Genomic DNA, 19706 nt, shown 5'->3' on the forward strand with positions numbered 1-19706 from the left:
ACGGACTATTCGACGGTGACGGACTTGGCCAGGTTGCGGGGCTTGTCGACGTCGTACCCGCGGGCCCGGGCCACCCCGGCCGCGAACACCTGCAGCGGGATGGTCGACAACAACGGCTGGAAAAGCGTTGACACCGCCGGGATTTCGATCAGGTGATCGGCGAAGGGCCGCACCGTGTCGTCGCCCTCCTCGGCGATCACGATGGTCACCGCGCCGCGGGCCTGGATCTCGCGGATGTTGGACAGCAGCTTTGCGTGCAGCATCTGCGCATTCTTGGGTGACGGCATCACCACGATCACCGGCAGGTCGTCGTCGATCAGAGCGATCGGGCCGTGCTTGAGCTCACCGGCGGCGAAGCCCTCGGCGTGCATGTAGGCCAGCTCCTTGAGCTTGAGCGCACCCTCGAGTGCCACCGGGTAGCCGACGTGGCGGCCCAGGAACAGCACCGTCGGCGACTTGGCGAAGCGCTGCGCCAACTGCCCCACCGGCTCGATGCCGGCCAGCACGCGGCTGATCATGTCCGGCATGGCCTCAAGATCGGCGTACTCGCGCTCCACCTCGTCGGGGTACTTGGTCCCGCGGGCCTGCGCCAGGGCCAGCCCCACCAGGTAGTTCGCGGCGATCTGCGCCAGGAACGTCTTGGTGGCGGCCACACCGATCTCCGGCCCGGCCCGGGTGTAGAGCACCGCGTCGGCCTCGCGCGGGATCTGGCTGCCGTTGGTGTTGCAGATCGCCAGCACCTTGGCCTTCTGCGTCTTGGCGTGCCGCACCGCCTCGAGCGTGTCGGCGGTCTCGCCGGACTGCGAGATCGCGATCACCAGCGTGCTGCGATCCAGCACCGGATCGCGGTACCGGAACTCGCTGGCGAGCTCGACCTCGACCGGCAGCCGGGTCCAGTGCTCGATGGCGTACTTGGCCAGCAGGCCGGAGTGGTACGCGGTGCCGCAGGCGACGATGAAGACCTTGTCGATCTCGCGCAGTTCCTGATCACTCAGGCGCTGCTCGTCGAGCACGATGCGGCCGTCGACGAAATGCCCCAGCAGGGTGTCGGCGACCGCTGCGGGCTGCTCGGCGATCTCCTTGAGCATGAAGTAGTCGTAGCCACCTTTTTCGGCGGCGTCGAGATCCCAGTCGATGTGGAATTCCCGGTAGTCCTGGCCGGCCTGCAGATCGTCGCGGCCGAAGAAGTCGGTGATCCAGTAGCCGTCGGCGGTCAGCACCACCGCCTGGTCCTGGCCGAGCTCCACGGCATTACGCGTGTGCTCGATGAACGCCGCCACATCGGAGCCGACGAACATCTCGCCCTCGCCGATGCCGACCACCAGCGGAGTCGACCGGCGTGCGGCCACGATCGTGCCCGGGTCGTCGGCATTGGCGAACACCAGGGTGAAGTGGCCCTCCAGGCGCTGCAGAACGGCCAGCACGGACGCCGGAAAGTCGCCGGCGGTGTCGCCGTGGGCGTACTGACGGGCCACCAGGTGCACGGCCACCTCGGAGTCGGTGTCGCTGGAGAACTCCACCCCGTCGGCTTCCAGCTCGGCACGCAGGACGGCGAAGTTCTCGATGATGCCGTTGTGGACGACGGCGATCTTGGCTGCCGCGTCGCGGTGCGGATGGGCATTGCGGTCGGTGGGACGGCCGTGGGTGGCCCAGCGGGTGTGGCCGAGGCCGGTCGTGCCGGTCAGCACACCCTCGTCGGTCTCGGCGAGGGTGGCCTCCAGGTTGGCCAGGCGGCCGGCGCGGCGACGTACCGTCAACCCGCCGTTGCCGTCGATCAAGGCGATTCCCGCGGAGTCGTAGCCCCGGTATTCCATCCGCCGCAGCGCGTCGACGACGATGCCGCGGGCCGGGCGCGCCCCGACGTAGCCGACGATTCCACACATAGGGTCCCAGGGTAGTGCAGCCGGAGCGCTGACCCGATTCTGCGCGACGGCGTTTGACGCATATCACCGTGTTCGCACCCGGGCGCGGATTCGGCGCCCTGCGCTACGGTCAACGCGTGGCCAGCACAAAGAAGCTCTTCACAGGGTTGACCCGCCGCGGACCGCATCGAGTCCTGCGGGGCGACCTGGCGTTCGCCGGCATGCCGGGAGTTGTGTACACGCCGGAGTCCGGCCTGAATCTGCCCGGTGTGGTCTTCGGCCATGAGTGGATGACCCGGGCGGACAACTACACGGGCACGCTCGAGCACCTGGCGTCCTGGGGCATCGTGGCGGCGGCACCCGACACCGAGACCGGCGTGGCTCCGTCGGTGCTCAATTTCGCCTTCGACCTGGGCGCGGCCCTCGAAATCATCACCGGGGTGCGGCTGGGTACGGGCAAGATCAGCGTGCACCCGGGCAAGCGGGGGGTGGTGGGTCACGGCTTCGGCGGGTCCGCGGCCGTGTTCGCCGCCGCGGGAATGGCAGGTTCGGCGCAGCGTCCGAAGGCAGTGGTGTCACTGTTCCCGACGGTGACGAAGCCGCCGGCCGAACAGCCGGCGTCGGCGTTGCGGGTGCCCGGCCTGGTGCTGACCGCCCCCGGCGACCCGATGACACTGCGCTCGAACGCCGTGGAGTTGGCCCGGGTCTGGGACGGCGCGACGCTACGGACGGTCAGTAAGGCGCAGGCCGGTGGCCTGGTCGAGGGACGCCGGTTGGCCCGTTTCATCGGACTGCCCAGCGCCGACAAAGACACCCAGAAGATCGTGCGCGGCCTGCTCACCGGGTACCTCCTGGCCACGCTGGCCGGCGACAAGACCTACCGCGATTTCGCCGATCCCGACGCCGCACTGCCCCACGCCGAAACGGCCGACCCGAACGCCGATCCGGTGGCGCTGGAGGACAAGGTCGTCGCGCTGCTCAAGCCGTGACCGGGCGGGGTGGCAATCGCCGGCCATTTCGTCGATGCCGGGCCGAATATCAGTTCGGATAGTTGATCTGCAGTAGCTCACGGGCTCGGATCGCAAGAAGTAACTGGGCCCGAACGTCAGGGCTTTGGAGGTCTTGCAGAGTGAGCTGGGTGATCTTGGCGACGCGGTTGCGCAGGGTGTGGCGATGGATGCCCAATTCGGCTGCCGCACCTTCGAGGTGACCGTTGTGCCGTAAGTAGCTTTCGAGTGTGAAGAGCAAGCCGTCACCGGTGTCGTTCGCGCCCTTGTCCTGTTCGACAAGCGCTGCAATGGGTTCCGTAATCAGACTCAGTTCTTCTGCGCTTCGCCCACCGAGGATGACGTCGAGGAGTCCGATGTCGGCATACGAGTGGAATGCCTTGTCGCCGTTGCCGAACAGAGCGGCGGTGTGGGCTTGGTTCAGGGCGGTTGCGATGTTGTCGATCGTGGCGGGCTTGCTCAGCCCGCTACGTAGGCGCTTCTGCAGTTGAGCACCGATTTCGGTGACAAGGGCTTCTGCGGTGCCGGATTCGGCGGCAGGCAGGATGATGATCAACTCGCCGGCGCGGGAACACATCAGGTAACGCGAATGCCGTGACTCGAGCACGCGATTCGCCTGAGTTTCGGCGGTGAGGCTGGGTCCAGTGTCGTTCAGCGCCAGAACGACGATGTCATCGTCAGGGTCGAACCGGAAATACCTGAGGACGGCGTCGTCAACCGGTGGAGAGTCGGCGAGTAGGCCGGCGGTGGTGGCGACGCGCAGACGGTGCTCGGCGTCCAGGATCTTGGCCGGTTTCCCCATTTCGATGGAGATCAACGACACCGCATGAGATACGAGCAGACGCTCAGTGGAGGACAGCGGCTCGTTGGTCTTGACGGCGAGGTATCCGCGTAGCGGCTGGGCCGCTTTGAGCGCCTGAAGCGTGCAGTACCCGGAGCCGTCGGCGACGACACGGCTGGCGTGCTTGGCCCGTCTGCTCGTGCCGTGATCGATGAGGTTCGCGCCCAGCGCGCAGATGTGCTCGGTCTCGGGCCCGTCGGCCGCCAAGGCATTGCCGTCGACGTCGATGACGACAACGGTTGCCGAAAGGAGCTTGCTCAACGTGGCGACGACAGCGGGTATGCCGTCGCGCAGAGTCTCACGGGCGAGCACTTCTTGTTGGTCGACGACGCGCTGGACCGAGCGGAGTTGGTCGGCGGTGACTTCGTCGATGATGGCGCGGGTGATCGCGATGAACGGAGTTTCAGGAGGAACGCTGAGCACAGGCATTCCCAGTGCATCGCCGGCAGCGATGATCCCCCTGGGTACGGCGGAATGTGTGGTGCCGGTGTCGAAGGCAAGCGCGGCGACCCCAGCCGTCGACAACCGGGCCAGGTACTCGAACTGCTGGTCGGCGGTGGCTCCGACGTTCATGCCGGTGGTCATGACGAGTTCGCCGCCCGAGAGGTACGGCGTCGGGTCCTCCAGCTCGATCGCGTGAGCCCAGGCGATCGAACGGTCGGCCCCGTCGCGGCCGGCTATCAATGTCAGGCCCAGTGCCGGGGTCTGCACGAGCCGGCGCACGGTCATCGCCATGGGGAATCACCTAACACCACAGCTAATGCTAGGACCCTTGCCGCAGTGGGCGGCGGTCCAGCAGCGGCATGCCGTCGTTTTTCGTCGAGGGCAGCCAGTGCGCCTGTCAGGCGGTGCACTCTCCCAGTCGGGGCGGTGCACTGCGGTACTGCGGCGGCGTGGCCGACAATGACACCGGGTTGGCGACCTGCGGGGTGCGGCTACCCGGAACCGGCACAGTCACCTCTAATCCCAGCTTCTCAGCGAAGGCGAATGCCTCGGCCATGTCGTTGATGGGCCCGGCGGGCACCCCCACGGAGGTGAGGACGTCGTACCAGTGGTCCGCGCCGTGATCGCTGAACCTGGCCTCCAAGAGTGCGCAGAGTTCATCTCGGTGGCGCACCCGTAGTGCGTTGGAGGTGAAGCGTTCGTCATCGGCGAGCGCGTCGAGCTCGATGGCCGTGACCAGCAGTCGAAACTGCTTGTCATTGCCAACGGCCAGCGCGATGGGTCGATCAGCGGTATTGAAGGTTTGGTACGGCGCGATGCTGGGATGGCGGTTTCCCATGGCTGCCGGGATGGTGCCGGCACCCAGGAAGCCCGAAGCCTGGTTCACCATGGAGGACAACAGCACGGACAGCAGGTCGGTGTCGACGCGTTGCCCCTCCCCGGTGCGGTCGCGGTGGGCCAGTGCCACCAGGATGCCGGTGATGGCGTGCACGCCGGTGAGCACGTCGACCATCGCGACACCGACCTTGGTGGGGTCGCCGGGTTGCGGGCCGGTGATGCTCATCAGACCACCGACCGCTTGGACCAACAGGTCGTAGCCGGGCAGGTCAGCCCCGCCGGAACGGCCGAAACCGGTGATGGCGCAGTAGATCAGGTCCGGTTTGACCTCGCGGAGGGTGTCGTAGCCCAGACCGAGTTTCTCCATGGTGCCGGGCCGGAAGTTCTCCACGACAATGTCGGCACCGCTGACCAACTCGCGAGCGTGGGCCACGTCGTCGGGACGGGTGAGATCAAGCACCAGCGAGCGCTTGTTGCGGTTGACGGCGTTGAAGTAGGTGGCCACGCCGTCCGTGTCATAAGGCGGGCCCCACTCACGGGTGTCGTCACCGATGCCGGGGCGTTCGATCTTGATGATCTCGGCCCCGAAGTCGCCGAGCATCATGGTGGCGTACGGGCCGGCGAGCACGCGACTGAAGTCGATGACGGTGATTCCCTCTAGCGCACCGGCGGTCATGAGCGCGGCGCTCCGCCGCGCAGATACACCGTGGTGGTGTGCGTGAAGAATTCCCTGGCCGCCGATCCCTGTTCCTTCGGGCCCAGACCGCTCTTCTTGGCGCCACCGAAGGGCACGTGCGGGTCGGCACCGGCCGATTCGGAGTTGACGTGCAGGACCCCGACGTCGATGTGTTCGACCGCCTGCAGTGCCCGGGTCAGGTCTTGGGTGAAAATCGCTGCCGAGAGCCCGAATTCGCTGTCGTTGGCAAGCGTGAACGCCTCCTCGGCGTCCGCGGCACGGCGCACTGCGAGCACCGGGCCGAACAGCTCGTCGGTCCACAAGTCGGCGGGGCGGTCGCCGAGTTCGATGACGGTCGGCGCGATGAAGTAACCACGCGCCCGGGCGTCGTCGGTATAGGGCTGCCCGCCGGCCACGACTGTGGCACCTTGGGCCCGCGCGGTTTCGATGCCGTCGGTGATCGTCTTGTGCGCCGAATCGCTGACGACCGGCCCCATCTGCGTGGCATCGTCAACCGGATCGCCCACGACGAGTGCCCCGGCACGGTCGGCCAGGGCGCCCAGGAAGCGGTCGGCGATTCGCTCGGTGAGGATCAATCGGGATGTGGCCGTGCACTTTTGACCGGTGGAGCGGAACGCACCCAGCATCACCTGCTCGACCGCCAGGTCCAGATCCGCATCGTCGAGCACCACCGCGGCGTTCTTCCCGCCCATCTCGGCTTGCGCCGGAACCCCGCGGGCAGCCGCCAGACTCGCGATCCGCCGCCCGATGCCGGTCGATCCGGTGAAGGTGACGGCATCGATGTCTGGGTGGTTGACGATGCCGTCGCCGATGGCTGAGCCGCCGATGAGCAGGTTGAGCACACCCGCCGGCAGGCCCGCACTGTCGAGCGCGTGCGCCAGATGCATCGCGAGCAGCGGCACGGTACTCGCGGGCTTCCACACCACCGAGTTGCCGTAGATCAGTGCCGGCGCGATCTTCCACGCCGGGATGGCGATCGGGAAGTTGAACGGGGTGATGACCCCGACCACGCCAACCGGCTTGCGGGTGACCAGGATTTGTTCGCCTGCGCGCGGGGAGGCATAGATCTCGCCGGCCTGGCGGTCACCTTCGTTGCCGTAGTAACGGAGGATCTGGGCGGCGCGACGCACTTCGCCGACACCTTCGGCCAGCGTCTTGCCTTCTTCGATCGACAGGTCGCGGCCCCATTCGGCGGCGTGGCCGTCGAGGACCTCGGCCGCGGCCAGCAGGACGGCCCCGCGGGCGGCAATCGGGGTGGCCGCCCACGCGCGACCGGACTCGGCGGCCGCAGCCACCGCCGTTTCGAGATTGGCCGCACTCGCGGCGCCGCCCGCGGCGACCACGGACTGTGGCCGCGAAGGGTCGACACTACGGATGCCGTCACCCTCGCCGGAAACCCATTGCCCGGCAACGAGGTGCTGCAGTTGTGCAGGTGTGTGCATGGTCATTCGATAACCCCAATCAGGTTGCGACGGCTCAGCGGAACGCGGCCTGGCCGGTGAGCGCCTTGCCGATCGCGAGCATGTGCATCTCGGAGGTGCCCTCGTAGGTGAGCACCGATTCGAGGTTGTTGGCGTGGCGAAGCGGCGAGTACTCCAGCGTGATGCCGCTGCCGCCGAGGAGCGTGCGGCATTCCCGCGCGATGGCCAGGGCTTCGCGCACGTTGTTGAGCTTGCCGAGCGAAACCTGTTCGGGACGCACACCTTCGGCGTCCTTGATCCGACCCAGGTGCAGCGCCAGCAACATCCCTTTGCCCAGTTCGAGGGTCATGTTGGCCAACTTCTCCTGAGTGAGCTGGTAGCTCGACAGCGGCCGGTCGAACACGTCGCGGCTCTGGGTGTAGGCGATGGCGGTCTCCAGGCTGTCTCGAGCGGCTCCGAGCGCGCCGAACACAATTCCGAAACGCGCTTCGTTCAAGCATGACAACGGGCCGGACAACCCGCGGGCTTCAGGCAGCTGCGCCGACGCGGGCAGGCGCACGTTGTCCAGAACCAGCTCCGAGGTCACCGATGCCCGCAATGACAACTTCTTGTGGATCTCATTGGCGGTGAAGCCCGGTGTGTCGGTGGGCACCAGGAAACCCCGGATGCCGTCATCGGTCTGGGCCCACACCGTGGCCACGTCGGCGAGGTTGCCGTTGGTGATCCACATCTTGGTGCCGTTGAGCACCCAGTCGCTGCCGTCGCGGCGCGCGCGGGTGCGCATGCCTGCGGGGTTGGAGCCGAAGTCGGGTTCGGTCAGGCCGAAGCAGCCGATCGCCTCGCCGGCGGCCAGCCGGGGCAGCCATTCGTTCTTCTGTTCCTCGGAGCCGAAGCGGTGGATCGAGTACATCGACAACGAGCCCTGGACGGAGACGAAGCTGCGAAACCCGCTGTCACCGGCCTCCAGTTCCGTGCAGGCCAGCCCGTAGCTGACGGCGCTGGTGCCGGCGCACCCGTAACCGTCCAGGTGCATGCCGAGAACCCCGAGTGCACCGAACTCCTTGGCCAGCTCCCGGGGCAGGGTGGCCGATTCGAACCAGCCTTCGACGTTCGGCTTGAGCCGGGTGTCGACGAATTGTCGGACCGTCGCGGCGATGTCGCGCTCGTCCTGATCGAGCAGACGGTTGATGTCGAACAGCTCGAGAGGCCCGTAGGTCTTGGGGGCCGACGGGGCAGCGGTCAGCGTCATGAGGTAACTCCTAGGCGATGATTCGGTTTGGTGAGGTCAGAGCGCGGCGAAGGCGTCGCGTACGACCCCCAGCGCCTCGAGTAGCAGGGCATCGGAGATCGATAGCGGTGGCAGGAAGCGCAGCACGTTACCGAAGGTTCCAGCGGTCAGCGTAAGCACACCGTTGTTCAGGCAGTGGCGGGTGACGGCGGCCACGGCGTCGCGGTTGGGGGTCCGGGTACCGGGAACGACGAGTTCAGCGGCGATCATGGCGCCACGGCCACGGATATCGCCGAGAACTTCTGTCGTGGCGGCGATGCCACGCAGTTCCCGCACCAGGATGTCGCCGATGGCCTGTGCACGGTCGAGCAACTGATGGTTTTCGATCTCGTCGAAGACGCCGAGCGCGGCCGCGCACGCCACCGGATTGCCGCTGTAGGTGCCTCCGATCCCGCCCGGATGCGCGATGTCCATGATGTCGGCGCGTCCGGTGACCGCTGCCAGCGGCATGCCGCCGGCCAGGCCCTTGGCGGTGACGATCATGTCGGGCACCAAGCCGTCATGCTCACTGGCGAACCAGGTTCCGGTGCGGGCGATGCCGGCCTGCACCTCGTCGGCGACCAACAGGATGCCGCGGTCGCGGCAGAAGTCGGCCACCGCGCGCAGGAAACCGTCGGCGGGAACGATGAATCCGCCTTCACCCTGGATGGGCTCAACCACGACGCAGGCCACCTCGTCGGCGCCGATCTGGGCGTCGATGAGCTGGGTGAACTGGCTGAACGCTTCGGCGGCGCAATTCTCCGGACCCGACGGCCAGCGGTATGGGTAGGCCATCGGCGCCCGGTACACCTCGGGGGCGAACGGCCCGAAGCTGTGCTTGTAGGGCTGGTTCTTGGCGGTCATGGTCATCGTCAGCAGCGAACGGCCGTGGAAGGCGTGGTCGAACACCACGACCGCGGGTCGCTTGGTGGCGGCGCGGGCGTACTTGACGGCGTTCTCGACTGCTTCGCTACCGGTGTTGAACAGCGCGGTGCGCTTCTCATGCGTTCCGGGAGTGAGCCGGTTGAGGATCTCGGCCACCTCGATGTAGGGCTCATATGGGGTGGCCAGGAAACACGTGTGGGTGTAGCGGGCCAGCTGGTCTGCGGCGCGCTCGACGACGGCCGGCGCGGCGTTGCCCACAGTGGTGACCGCGATGCCGCTGCCCATGTCGATGAACGAGTTGCCGTCGACGTCCACGATCACGCCGCCACCGGCGGCGGCGGCGTAGACCGGCGCGCTGCTGGACAGTCCCGCGGGCAGGGCGCTGGAGCGGCGGGCGGCCAGTTCGCGGGAGCGCGGGCCTGGCACCTCGGTAACCAGTCGGCGTTCCTGACGCAGGTCCGGACCGCCGATCACCGTGTCGAGCATCGTCATCTCGCTCGTTCCTTCCGTCGATGTGGGCGCCAGCCTACGAATGACACCACCACCACACCTATCGCCGAGTCGGACAAATTTTTGAACAGAACTGTCCATGTCGGCGATATCAATGGCGGGCGAAGTCCTTGACACTGTGGGCGCCGACTGGACAGGACACGAATGGAGGGACACGCCATGGGCTCTGGCTTCGCAACCGCCGCCCCGCGCGATACCGCATCGATTACCGAGGCGCTCAGCGGGATGCAGGCGCCGGGCACGCCGCCGCGTGAACACCTGACCTTCGTCGACCACGACGCGGCGGACACCACCCGCGCCGTGGTCGCCTGGGCCGACCCGGCGCCGTTGCTCACCGAGGCATGTGCCCTGTTCGAGCACTTCGGCCTACAGGTCGCGGCCCAGCGCACCGTCGATGCCACCGGGTATCCGTTGACCGTTTCCGTGTTCGATTTCGCGTCCCCCGACCGATGGCGTGCGGGCAGCAAAGACAAGGTGGCCGATGCGTTCGCCGCGCGCAGCGCCCATGGCTTCCTGATCGACGACCATGCACGGCTGATCCTCTCGGCGAACATCACCTGGCGCGAGGTCGTTCTGGTGCGCTCGGCCAGCCGATTCCTGCGCCAGGCCGGGTTGGCCATGTCGGACAGTTACATCATCGACACCCTGACGGAGCACGCCGACTTCGTTGCCACCCTGGTCGACCTGTTCGCGGCACGGTTCGACCCGCAGTTGGGCGACCGAGAATCGCAGATGGCGGGCGCGCAGCGCCGCTTGGCGAACCTCATCGACGCGACCACGTCGATCGACGAGGACCGGATTCTGCGGGCATTCACCTCGTTCGTGTCGGCGACGTTGCGCACCAACTGGTTTCAACGCGGTCCAGACGGCGGGCCCAAGCGCCACGCGTCGTACCTGATCGACTCCTCGATGCTCCATCCGCGGGGGCCGATCGTTCCGTTCCGGGAGATCTTCGTCGACAGCGAGGACGTCGAAGGGATCCACGCCCGCAGTGGGCCGGTCGCGCGGGGCGGCCTTCGATTCTCCGACCGACCCGAGGACTACCGGACCGAAGTCCTCGGGCTGATGAAGACCCAGACCGTCAAGAACTCACCGATCGTGCCGGTCGGCGCCAAGGGCGCGTTCGTGCGCAAGAACCCGACGGTCAGCCCCGAGCAGGCCTACCGCGCCTTCGTCGCCGGGCTGCTCGACCTCGCCGACAACCTCGTGGGCAATCGCGTCCGCCCGCCCGAAGGCACCGTCACTTACGGCGGTGACGACACCTACCTGGTGGTGGCTGCCGACAAGGGCACCGCCAGATTCTCCGATGTCGCCAACGAGCTGGCCACGAACCGCGGATTCTGGTTGGGAGACGCGTTCGCCTCTGGCGGTTCGGCGGGATACGACCACAAGCAGATGGGCATCACCGCCCGCGGGGCATGGGTGTCGGTCCGCGCGCATTTCGCCGACCTCGGTCGCGACGCCGACGCCGACGCAATCACCGTCGTAGGCATCGGTGACATGTCGGGTGACGTGTTCGGCAACGGAATGCTGTTGTCGCCCAACCTCAAACTCGTCGCGGCCTTCGACCACCGCCATGTCTTCATCGACCCCGACCCCGACCCGCGAGCCGGCTACGCCGAGCGAACCCGGTTGGCCGCCATGCCGGCCAGCAGCTGGGACGACTACGACCGCAGCGCACTGTCGCCCGGCGGCGGGGTCTGGTCGCGCAACGCCAAACGCATCGACCTGCCCGCAGAGGCCCGTGCGCTGCTCGGCATCACCGCCGAAGCCGTCACACCCCACGACATCATCCGCGCCATCCTGACCGCCGATGCGGATCTGCTGTGGAACGGCGGCATCGGTACCTACGTGAAGTCGGCACGCGAAAACAACGCCGAGGCAGCCGATCCGGTCAACGACGCCATCCGCGTCAACGCCGAGGAACTGCGTGTCACGGTTGTCGGTGAGGGCGGAAACCTCGGATTCACTCAACGTGCCCGCATCGAATACGCGTTGGCCGGCGGCCGTATCAACGCCGATTTCATCGACAACGCCGCGGGCGTGGCCACTTCCGACCGTGAAGTGAACCTCAAGATCGCCCTCCAGTCGGCACTGCGCGCCGAGCGCATCAGCGTCGACGGACGCGACGAGTTATTGGCCGGCTGCCAGGACGAGGTCGCCGCCGCGGTGCTGAGCGGCTGTGAGAACCAGGTTCGGGCCATCGGTTTGGCCGAAGCGCAAGCCGCTCAGCTGCTCAACCGCCACGAACGACTGATCGAGAATCTCGAGCAGGTCTCCGGTATCAGCCGGACCGCCGAAATACTGCCCAGCAGAGCCGAACTCGTCTCGCGTACTCGTGCCGGCCGCGGGTTGACGCGTCCGGAGATCGCGGTGCTGCTGGCGCATTCCAAAAATGTCGTGCGCGACGAGCTGCTGGGCTCCGCGGTACCCGACGATCCCATCTTCTCCACCGCCTTGCGCGACTACTTCCCCACGCCGTTCCACACCCACCTCGATGCCGACATCGCATGTCATCGGCTCGCCCGGGAGATCATCGCCACCCAGATCGCCGACGACCTGATCAACCACGTCGGTCCGGGCCTGATCTATCAACTCGACGAGCGTCTGGGTGTATCCACGCCGACGGTTGCGGCGGCCTACACCGTGGTGCGGCATCTCTTCGGGATCGATGAGATGTGGCGCGAGGCGCTGGAGCAGACCGCCGGCAGCCCGGCGCAGCGCAACGTTGCACTTCACTCGGTGCAGCACTTCATCGAACACACCGCGGGGCGCCTGTTGCGCCGCCACAGCGGGAACCTCGACATCGGCACCACCATCGCGGCCTACCGGCGACACGTGGACGCCCTGCACCACCAGCGCCATGACTTCGGCGACCGTTGGCCGCGACTTCGCCCGGACTCATTGGACCTCAGCCGCACAGCCACCAGAATGGGCGGAGAGATCACCGTGGTGGCCGGTGTGTTCCTGGCGATCGATGACCAACTCGACCTGGACTGGATCGAACGCGGACTGCGGGCGCACACCACATCGACCTGGTGGGACGCCATGGGTGCCGCAGCCCTGTACGACCAGTTCGCCGATACCCATCATCAGCTGACGGCCGCCGTGCTGAGTTTGGCCGCCGACCCCGAGGAAGCACTGCGCGTGTGGCGTCACGGGGCGGCGGCGGCGCTGGCCCGGTTCGGCCAGATGCGCGACGAGTTGGGCCGCGACAGCGTCATCGACGTTGCCCGGGGAGTCACCGTCCAAGCCGAACTCGCGCAGTTGCTCCGGCACACCGATGCCTTGGTCCGCTGACTCCCGTCCCCTAGGAGTTGCCGCTCAGCGACACCAACGACCACGTCGTCGCTGAAACCGGCAGCGCCATAGCCGAACTCGGGTCCTCCAGCTTGGATCCAGCGACGTGCTCGGCGTCGTTGGCGACGATGACCCGACCCTCGGAGTTGGTGAGCGCCAGGGGCGTGCGATGCGCCGCGAACGTCGGCAACAGTGCGGCGTCCAGTCGGGCTACCGGCACATCGGCCCCGGCCACGCCGAGGAACTCCCCTCGCTCGGAGGTCACCGGGACGGCGAACGTACACACGTAGAGGTCGACGCCGGTGTAGTCCAGATACGGTCCGTACACCCACCGGGTCCCACGATCGCGGGGCACGGAATACCACTCCATCGTGGAGTAGTCGTAGAAATACTCGCTGCCCGGATTGAGATCAAGCTCGAGCCGCTGCGCCTCACCACCGGGTTTGGAGTTCGGACGCCACCACTCGAGGTAACGCGGAACGTCTGCCAACGCACCGTCCGCGACGACGAATCCGACCCCGTTCACCAAATGTGCCTGCCGCTGCAGTTCACCGATCACGGGGTCGCGGAGTGCCGCCAGGTCGGTCGAGCATGGCTTGGCGCCGGAGTCTTCGATGCGATCCCACAGCGCACAGGTGGCGGTTGCGACGGTGCGCAGCGAGGCAAAGAGGTTCTCGACGAGTGAGGTCACCGCCGCAGAGACCAACTCGAGTGCCGCATCGCCGTCATCGGCGCGAAACGACTCGTCGGTTCCGTTCGCCATCATCTCGAATGCCCTTCGGTCTGTATCGGCGTCAGCGTAGGCACCGGCGCGCGGCGGGATGCCGGGTCAACGTGCGGACTCATGTTCTGGCGAGCTCCATCCGCAGGCCGATGAGCCGTCGGATGGTCAGCGCGCTGTACTCCTCTGCCAATGATCGCGCGCCCGCCTGATCCCCGGCCTCGATTGCGTCGACCAGTAGGTGATGCCTGGCCGCCTCATCTGCGGGGTCCAATCCCAGGCGTGGCAGCCAGACCATCGCCGCCAGTTCGGCCTGCATGTTCACCTCGGCGCGGGTGAGGCGAGCGGACTGCGAACATACGGCGACCTCGATCTGGAATCGGCTGTCGGCCCGACGGCTGGAGATCGCGTCCTGGCTGACCGCAAGTCGGTCGGCCAGCATGCGAAGCCGCGCGATGTCGGCTGCCACGGCTCGTCGGGTCGCCAGAACCGCCGTGGCACCGGCGACCGCGAAGTGCTCGTCCCCCAGGTCACGCAACCCCTCGACCGTCAGCTCCTGCAGCAGAGCCAGCGATCGCGCGTGCACGTCTTCAGCCGAGGCGCGTACAAAGCTCCCGCCGCCGCGACCTCGCTTCGTCACAACAAGCCCCTGCTCCCGCAAGATGGCCAGCGCTTCACGCAGGGTCATGGTCGATACACCGAGTTGGGTGGCCAGGTCGATTTCGCTCGGAAGTTGTTCCCCGTCGGAGATCACCCCGAGGCCGATGGCGGCAGAGATTCGCGCCACCACGGCATCCGTGCGCGGCCCGCTGCCTGCGAGCGGTGACAACACAGCCCCCACCGCGGTCAGGCCGCGCAATTGTTCGACCGCCACTGTTCCTCCTGCCAGGGCAATTTCGACGATGGTACGCGATAAGTCTTGAACTATGAACTATGATCCTTTATGTTTTAATTCTATGGCTTGCCTCACAGCCCGCCCCTGAACATGGCCCCTGACACAGAAAGCCGGCCGCCTATGTCGAAATCACCCGAGCCGCACGACGAGGACCACGCGCAACTCGCCGCTCTCGGTTTCCAGTCCGAGTTCAAGCGGGACATGAGCCTGTGGGCCAACTTCTCGCTCGGCTTCACCTATCTCTCGCCGGTCGTCGGCATCTACACGGTCTTCGCGTTCGCCCTGGCCGCGGCCGGCCCGCCGATGATCTGGAGCCTGTTGATCGCGGGCTTCGGCCAGATGCTGGTCGCGCTGGTGTTCAGCGAGATCGTCGCCCAGTTCCCGGTGGCCGGCGGCGTCTACCCGTGGGCCCGCCGACTCTGGGGTCGTAAATGGGCATGGATGACCGGCTGGGTGTACATCTTCGCGCTGCTGGCCACGATCGCCGGCGTGGCCTACGGCGCCGGCCCGTTCGTGGCCACGGTCTTCGGGTTCACCCCGACGGTCAACACCACCGTCGTATGCGCTCTGATCGTGCTGCTGCTGGCCACCGTCGTCAATCTCACCGGCACCAAGATGCTGAGCTACTTCGCGATCTTCGGCTTCACCGCCGAACTCATCGGCGCGCTGATCGTGGGCGGGTGGCTGTTACTCACCCAACGTCACCACGGTCTGGGCGTGCTGTTCGACAGCTTCGGGGCGCAGGGAGAGCACAGCTTCCTCTACGCCTTTCTGGCGGCCAGCCTGATCGGCGTCTACCAGTACTACGGATTCGAGGCCTGTGGTGACGTCGCCGAGGAGGTCCGCAACCCCGGTGTCCAGATCCCGAAGTCGATGCGGCGGACGATCTACATCGGCGGCGCCGCAGCGACTTTCGTCTGCCTCAGCCTCGTTCTCTCGGTCGTCGACATCGGCGCGGTGATCCGCGGCGAGGACGTCGATCCGATCTCGACCGTGCTGGCCACCGCCTTCGGGCCGGTCGGCTCCAAGATCGTGCTCTGCATCGTGCTGATCTCCTTCGTGTCCTGCGCCCTGAGCCTCCAGGCGGCGGCCAGCCGGCTGCTCTACTCGTACGGCCGTGACGACATGATCGTCGGCTCCAAGCTCTGGGCCCGGTTCGACAAGAAGCGCCACGTCCCTCCGTTTGCGTTGCTTGCCGCTGCGGTCATCCCCGCCGCTCTCATCATCGGATCGATCGTCTCCACCGACGCGCTGACCAAGCTCATCAGTTTCGGTTCGGTCGGCATCTACATCGCCTTCCAGATGGTCGTCTTCGCCGCCCTCCGCGCCCGCATCAAAGGATGGGTCCCCAGCGGCAAGTACCGCCTCGGCCGATGGGGAATGTTGGTCAATGTCGGTGCCCTGGTCTACGGCGTGGCAGCGATCATCAACATCTGTTGGCCCCGAACGCCCGAGGCGCCCTGGTACGACAACTACATCGTGTTGCTGATGTCAGCCTTCGTCATCGGACTGGGCCTGCTCTACATGGCCACGGCCCGCTCCCATTCCAACGGCACCACACCGCACGCCGATGCGATTCCCTCCCCGACCACATCACCGACGAAATCCACTGTGGCGCAGTCGGTTTAGCAGCCCAGCCACATCACGATCACCAGAGGAGCGTCGCCATGACGGATACCATCACTGCCAACACCTTCCCCGCGCCTCCGCGCCTGGAGGTGACCGATCCCTCGTTCTCGATCACCTCGGTCGCGGTCCACGAGGCCCGCGAGGCCAGCTGGTTCGCCCATACCGAGTACGGGATCGCAGTCCTGCGCTACGACGACGTCAGCGAGCTCATGCGCCACCCCAGTCTTCGCCAGGGCAGTTATCACTGGCCGGCCCACAACAACGTGACCGGCGGGCCGTTCCTGGACTGGTGGAACAGCTGGATCCTGAACAAGGAGGGCCAAGAGCATCAGCGGCTGCGGACCCTGCTCAACCCAGCGTTCTCCAAGCGGCTGATCAAAGGCCTCGTACCCCGGTTCCAGGCGCTGGCCGGCGAACTCATCGACGCCTTCGCCGACAAGGGTGAGTGCGAGTTCATCGCCGACTTCGCCGACCCGTATGCCGCTCGCGTCATCGCCATCATGCTGGGCCTGCCCGAATCGGAGTGGCAGATCATCGCCCGCGAGTCCGCGACCATCGGGCTGGCGATGGGTGTCACCTTCAACGAGGAGCTGCCGCGGATCGAGGCAGCTCTGGCCACGCTTTTCGATTACGCCGACGCCGCGATCGCCGACCGGGAGGCGAACCCCCGCGATGATTTCACGACGACCCTCGTGCAGGCGAAGAACGACGGTGGGCTATCCGCCGACGAACTGCGCGACGCAATCGTCCTGATGATCTTCGGCGGCTACGACACCACCCGCAACCAACTCGGCCTGGCGATGCAGAGCTTCATCGACAACCCCGGGCAGTGGGAGCTACTCGCGGAGAACCCGGCCCTGGGCGGCAAGGCGGTCGAGGAGGTGATGCGGACCAATCCGACGGTCCGCTGGGTCACCCGCGAGGCGACTGAGGACTTCGAACACAAGGGACTGGCCATCAGCGCCGGAACCACCATCCACCTGTTCAGTGAGTCCTCCGGTACCGACCCACGGGTTTTCGGGCAACCCAGCTTCGACATCGCCGCCGAACGCAAACCGCACTTCGGTTTCGGTGGCGGAGCGCACCACTGCCTGGGTCACTTCGTCGCGCGGGCTGACATGTCCGAGGCGTTGCCTCTGCTGGCCCGCCGGCTTCGGGATCCGAAGGTGCTCGACGGCGCCGACTGGATGCCCGACTCGGGCAACACCGGCGCGAACAAGCTCCCGATCAGCTTCACCCCGGCCTGAAGCCGGCCATCCCCCACCAACCACTCACCCACCACACTCATCCCGAAAGGTCCGCGTCCATGAGCACAACAGCGCTCGACCACCACCGTGAGGCCAATTCCGCCCCCGGAGCCCTCGATGCCGCGCTCGCGGCCATCGAGGAGTACGGCGTGGAGTTCGTCTACTTCCAGGCCGTGACGATCACCGCGAGAGTTGTCGGAAAGGTCGTTCCCGCAGACCAATTCGCGCGGCTGGCGACGCGCGGCGTCATGCAACACCGCACCGCCATCGCCAACCTGCAGACCACCCGCGAGGGCGTGCTGCTCGGCGGCGGCGTCGGCGCACCCGAGTACTGCGCGGTGCCCGACCTCGACACCTTCTCGGTACTGCCCTGGGACCACAAGACCGCGCGTGTCTTCTGCAGCCTCTACGAGCCCGACCACGTGATGGTCGATCCCGGCGCTCCCCTGCCGACCGATACCCGCGGCCTGATGAAGCGACTGCACTCCGCGTTCACCGATCGCACCGGGCTGGAGCTGCGCACCGGCACCGAGCCCGAGATGACCTGGGAAGGACCGGGTTTCACCACGTCGTCGCGCCCCGACTCAAGCCCCGCCTATCACATCGAGCATCTCGAGCGGTATCGCGCGATCTATCAGAAGGTGATCGCCTACGCGAAATTCATGGGCTTCCAGATGGTCGAAGGCGACTTCGAAGACGCCGGCCAGGTCGAGCTCAACTGGATGTACGACCACAGCGACGCAACGGCCGACCGCCTGATGACCTACCGGCAGATCTGTAAGCAGGTCGCCCGGGAACTCGGCATCGAGGCGAGCTTCATGCCCAAACCCGGTCAGGGCTACATGGGGAACGGCTGCCACCACAACTTCAGCCTGTGGCGCGGCGACGTCAACATCCTGGCCGACGAAGGTCGCCAGGATCTGCACCTGACCGAAGAGGGTCAGTACGCCCTCGGCGGGCTGCTCACCCATACCCCGGGAGCGATGCTGATCATGGGTTCGACGGTCAACTCCTACAAGCGATACTGGGACGCAGGCCAGTTCGCCCCGTCGAAGATCAACTGGGGCCTCGACAACAAGACCTGCACGGTGCGCCTGTCGGCCAACGGCCGACTCGAATACAAGCTCCCCGACGCCGCATGCAACCCGTATCTGACCCACGCGGCGATGCTGGCCTCCATCGACGATGGCCTGAAGAACCAGATCAGCCCCGGCGAACCCACAGTCGGCTCGAGCTACGAGTCCACGAGCCCCGAATTGTTCGGGGAACTGCCGCTCACCCTCGGTGATGCGCTGGCCGCGTTCAAGGCCGACGACTACCTGATCAATGAGTTGGGTGCCCCTCTGGGGAACCTGTTGCTGGAGTACAAGACCGACGAGTGGGCGCGGTTCAACAGCTCGATCACCGACTGGGAGCGCACGATGTACTGGGAGGACACCCCGTGACCGGGTCGCTGCGACTGGCCTGCATCGACGCCGATGCGCCGCCGTTGTTCGGGCTCGCGTCGGCACCCGGTGGCCGGGCCGGGTACGAGCCGGTGGTCGGCGAACTCCTTGCGGCCGAACTGGATCGGAAACTCGAGTGGGTCATCATGCCATGGGGCGACATGCTGCCGGCCGCGCGCGACCATCGGGTGGACGGGGTCCTGTGCGGACAGGGAATCATCCCGGCTCGTCTGGAGCAGGCCGATTTCACCCGGCCGTACGGGATCTTCCACGAAGGCATCCTGATGCGCCGCGGTGAGGCTGTTCCCGACCCCTCGGGTCTGGCCGGCAAACGGATCGCCGCCATCCGCGCGTCAGCCAACTACAACTTGGCCGCCTCGTTCGCCGGCGCCGAGGTGGTCGAATTCGAATCGGAACACGTCTATGAGGACATGCTCGCGGCACTGCGCTCGGGCGAGGTCGACGCCGTCTGTGACGACGACGTCGTCTTCGTCCCGCTCGGCGACTCCGACCCGGACTTCGAGCTCGCGTTCGTCGTCAAGACCAACAACCCATGGGGCATCGCCGTCGCCAAAGACCGTCCCGAAACCCTTGCAGCCCTTGATGGTGCACTGGCGCGGATCATCGCCGACGGACGGCTGCGGTCCGCGTGGACGCAATGCCTGCCGACGCTGGACTACCCCTTCGAGGTGAGCTGA

At 66.6% G+C, this 19706-nt stretch carries 14 protein-coding genes; 6 read left to right on the forward strand and 8 right to left on the reverse strand.

What is annotated here, in order from left to right; all coding sequences use genetic code 11:
* Positions 1–5: 5 nt before the first annotated feature.
* The gene (gene glmS, locus AB0I14_RS11850; protein WP_358020644.1) at positions 6–1883 is read right to left on the reverse strand and encodes a glutamine--fructose-6-phosphate transaminase (isomerizing); all 1878 of its coding nucleotides are present in this window, start codon (positions 1881–1883) and stop codon (positions 6–8) included.
* 116 nt (positions 1884–1999) lie between these two features.
* Between glmS and AB0I14_RS11855 the strand changes: the two genes are divergently transcribed.
* Positions 2000–2851, forward strand: coding sequence for a dienelactone hydrolase family protein (locus AB0I14_RS11855; RefSeq protein ID WP_358020647.1), 852 nt, complete (start codon positions 2000–2002; stop codon positions 2849–2851).
* A 49-nt stretch (positions 2852–2900) separates the two neighbouring features.
* On the opposite strand, the gene AB0I14_RS11860 is transcribed toward AB0I14_RS11855, so the two are convergent.
* The 5 genes from AB0I14_RS11860 to gabT form a co-directional block, all read right to left on the reverse strand.
* On the reverse strand, positions 2901–4445 hold the full coding sequence (locus tag AB0I14_RS11860) for a PucR family transcriptional regulator ligand-binding domain-containing protein (protein WP_358020650.1): 1545 nt from the start codon (positions 4443–4445) through the stop codon (positions 2901–2903).
* 106 nt (positions 4446–4551) lie between these two features.
* Positions 4552–5667 (reverse strand): CoA transferase, encoded by a 1116-nt coding sequence (locus AB0I14_RS11865; protein WP_358020653.1) that lies wholly within the window; start codon positions 5665–5667, stop codon positions 4552–4554.
* On the reverse strand, positions 5664–7130 hold the full coding sequence (locus AB0I14_RS11870; protein WP_358020656.1) for an aldehyde dehydrogenase family protein: 1467 nt from the start codon (positions 7128–7130) through the stop codon (positions 5664–5666). The genes AB0I14_RS11865 and AB0I14_RS11870 overlap by 4 nt, the downstream gene beginning before the upstream one ends.
* 34 nt (positions 7131–7164) lie before the next feature.
* Positions 7165–8358 carry an acyl-CoA dehydrogenase family protein gene (locus AB0I14_RS11875; protein ID WP_358020659.1) on the reverse strand — a complete coding sequence of 398 codons (1194 nt, stop codon included), beginning with the start codon at positions 8356–8358 and terminating at the stop codon, positions 7165–7167.
* Positions 8359–8394: 36 nt separating this feature from the next.
* Complete coding sequence (gene gabT / locus AB0I14_RS11880) at positions 8395–9753, reverse strand: 4-aminobutyrate--2-oxoglutarate transaminase (RefSeq protein ID WP_358020662.1); 1359 nt, start codon at positions 9751–9753, stop codon at positions 8395–8397.
* A 177-nt stretch (positions 9754–9930) separates the two neighbouring features.
* Between gabT and AB0I14_RS11885 the strand changes: the two genes are divergently transcribed.
* On the forward strand, positions 9931–13071 hold the full coding sequence (locus tag AB0I14_RS11885) for an NAD-glutamate dehydrogenase domain-containing protein (RefSeq protein WP_358020665.1): 3141 nt from the start codon (positions 9931–9933) through the stop codon (positions 13069–13071).
* Positions 13072–13081: 10 nt separating this feature from the next.
* Here AB0I14_RS11885 and AB0I14_RS11890 read toward each other — a convergent pair whose 3' ends face one another.
* Together AB0I14_RS11890 and AB0I14_RS11895 are read right to left on the reverse strand one after the other, a co-directional pair.
* Positions 13082–13837 carry a hypothetical protein gene (locus AB0I14_RS11890; RefSeq protein ID WP_358020668.1) on the reverse strand — a complete coding sequence of 252 codons (756 nt, stop codon included), beginning with the start codon at positions 13835–13837 and terminating at the stop codon, positions 13082–13084.
* A gap of 76 nt (positions 13838–13913) precedes the next feature.
* Complete coding sequence (locus AB0I14_RS11895) at positions 13914–14666, reverse strand: GntR family transcriptional regulator (RefSeq protein WP_358020671.1); 753 nt, start codon at positions 14664–14666, stop codon at positions 13914–13916.
* A 141-nt stretch (positions 14667–14807) separates the two neighbouring features.
* Here AB0I14_RS11895 and AB0I14_RS11900 point away from each other — a divergent pair, with 141 nt between their 5' ends.
* The 4 genes from AB0I14_RS11900 to AB0I14_RS11915 are packed head-to-tail and all read left to right on the forward strand — an operon-like array spanning position 14808 to position 19706.
* Complete coding sequence (locus tag AB0I14_RS11900) at positions 14808–16316, forward strand: amino acid permease (RefSeq protein WP_358020674.1); 1509 nt, start codon at positions 14808–14810, stop codon at positions 16314–16316.
* A gap of 38 nt (positions 16317–16354) precedes the next feature.
* Positions 16355–17563, forward strand: a complete 1209-nt coding sequence (locus AB0I14_RS11905; protein WP_358020677.1) for a cytochrome P450 — start codon at positions 16355–16357, stop codon at positions 17561–17563.
* 59 nt (positions 17564–17622) lie between these two features.
* Positions 17623–19008, forward strand: coding sequence for a glutamine synthetase family protein (locus AB0I14_RS11910; protein WP_358020681.1), 1386 nt, complete (start codon positions 17623–17625; stop codon positions 19006–19008).
* Positions 19005–19706 (forward strand): ABC transporter substrate-binding protein, encoded by a 702-nt coding sequence (locus AB0I14_RS11915; RefSeq protein WP_358020684.1) that lies wholly within the window; start codon positions 19005–19007, stop codon positions 19704–19706. Before AB0I14_RS11910 ends, AB0I14_RS11915 begins: the two co-directional genes overlap by 4 nt.

Source organism: Mycobacterium sp. NPDC050441 (genome assembly GCF_040655355.1).
Lineage (GTDB): Bacteria > Actinomycetota > Actinomycetes > Mycobacteriales > Mycobacteriaceae > Mycobacterium.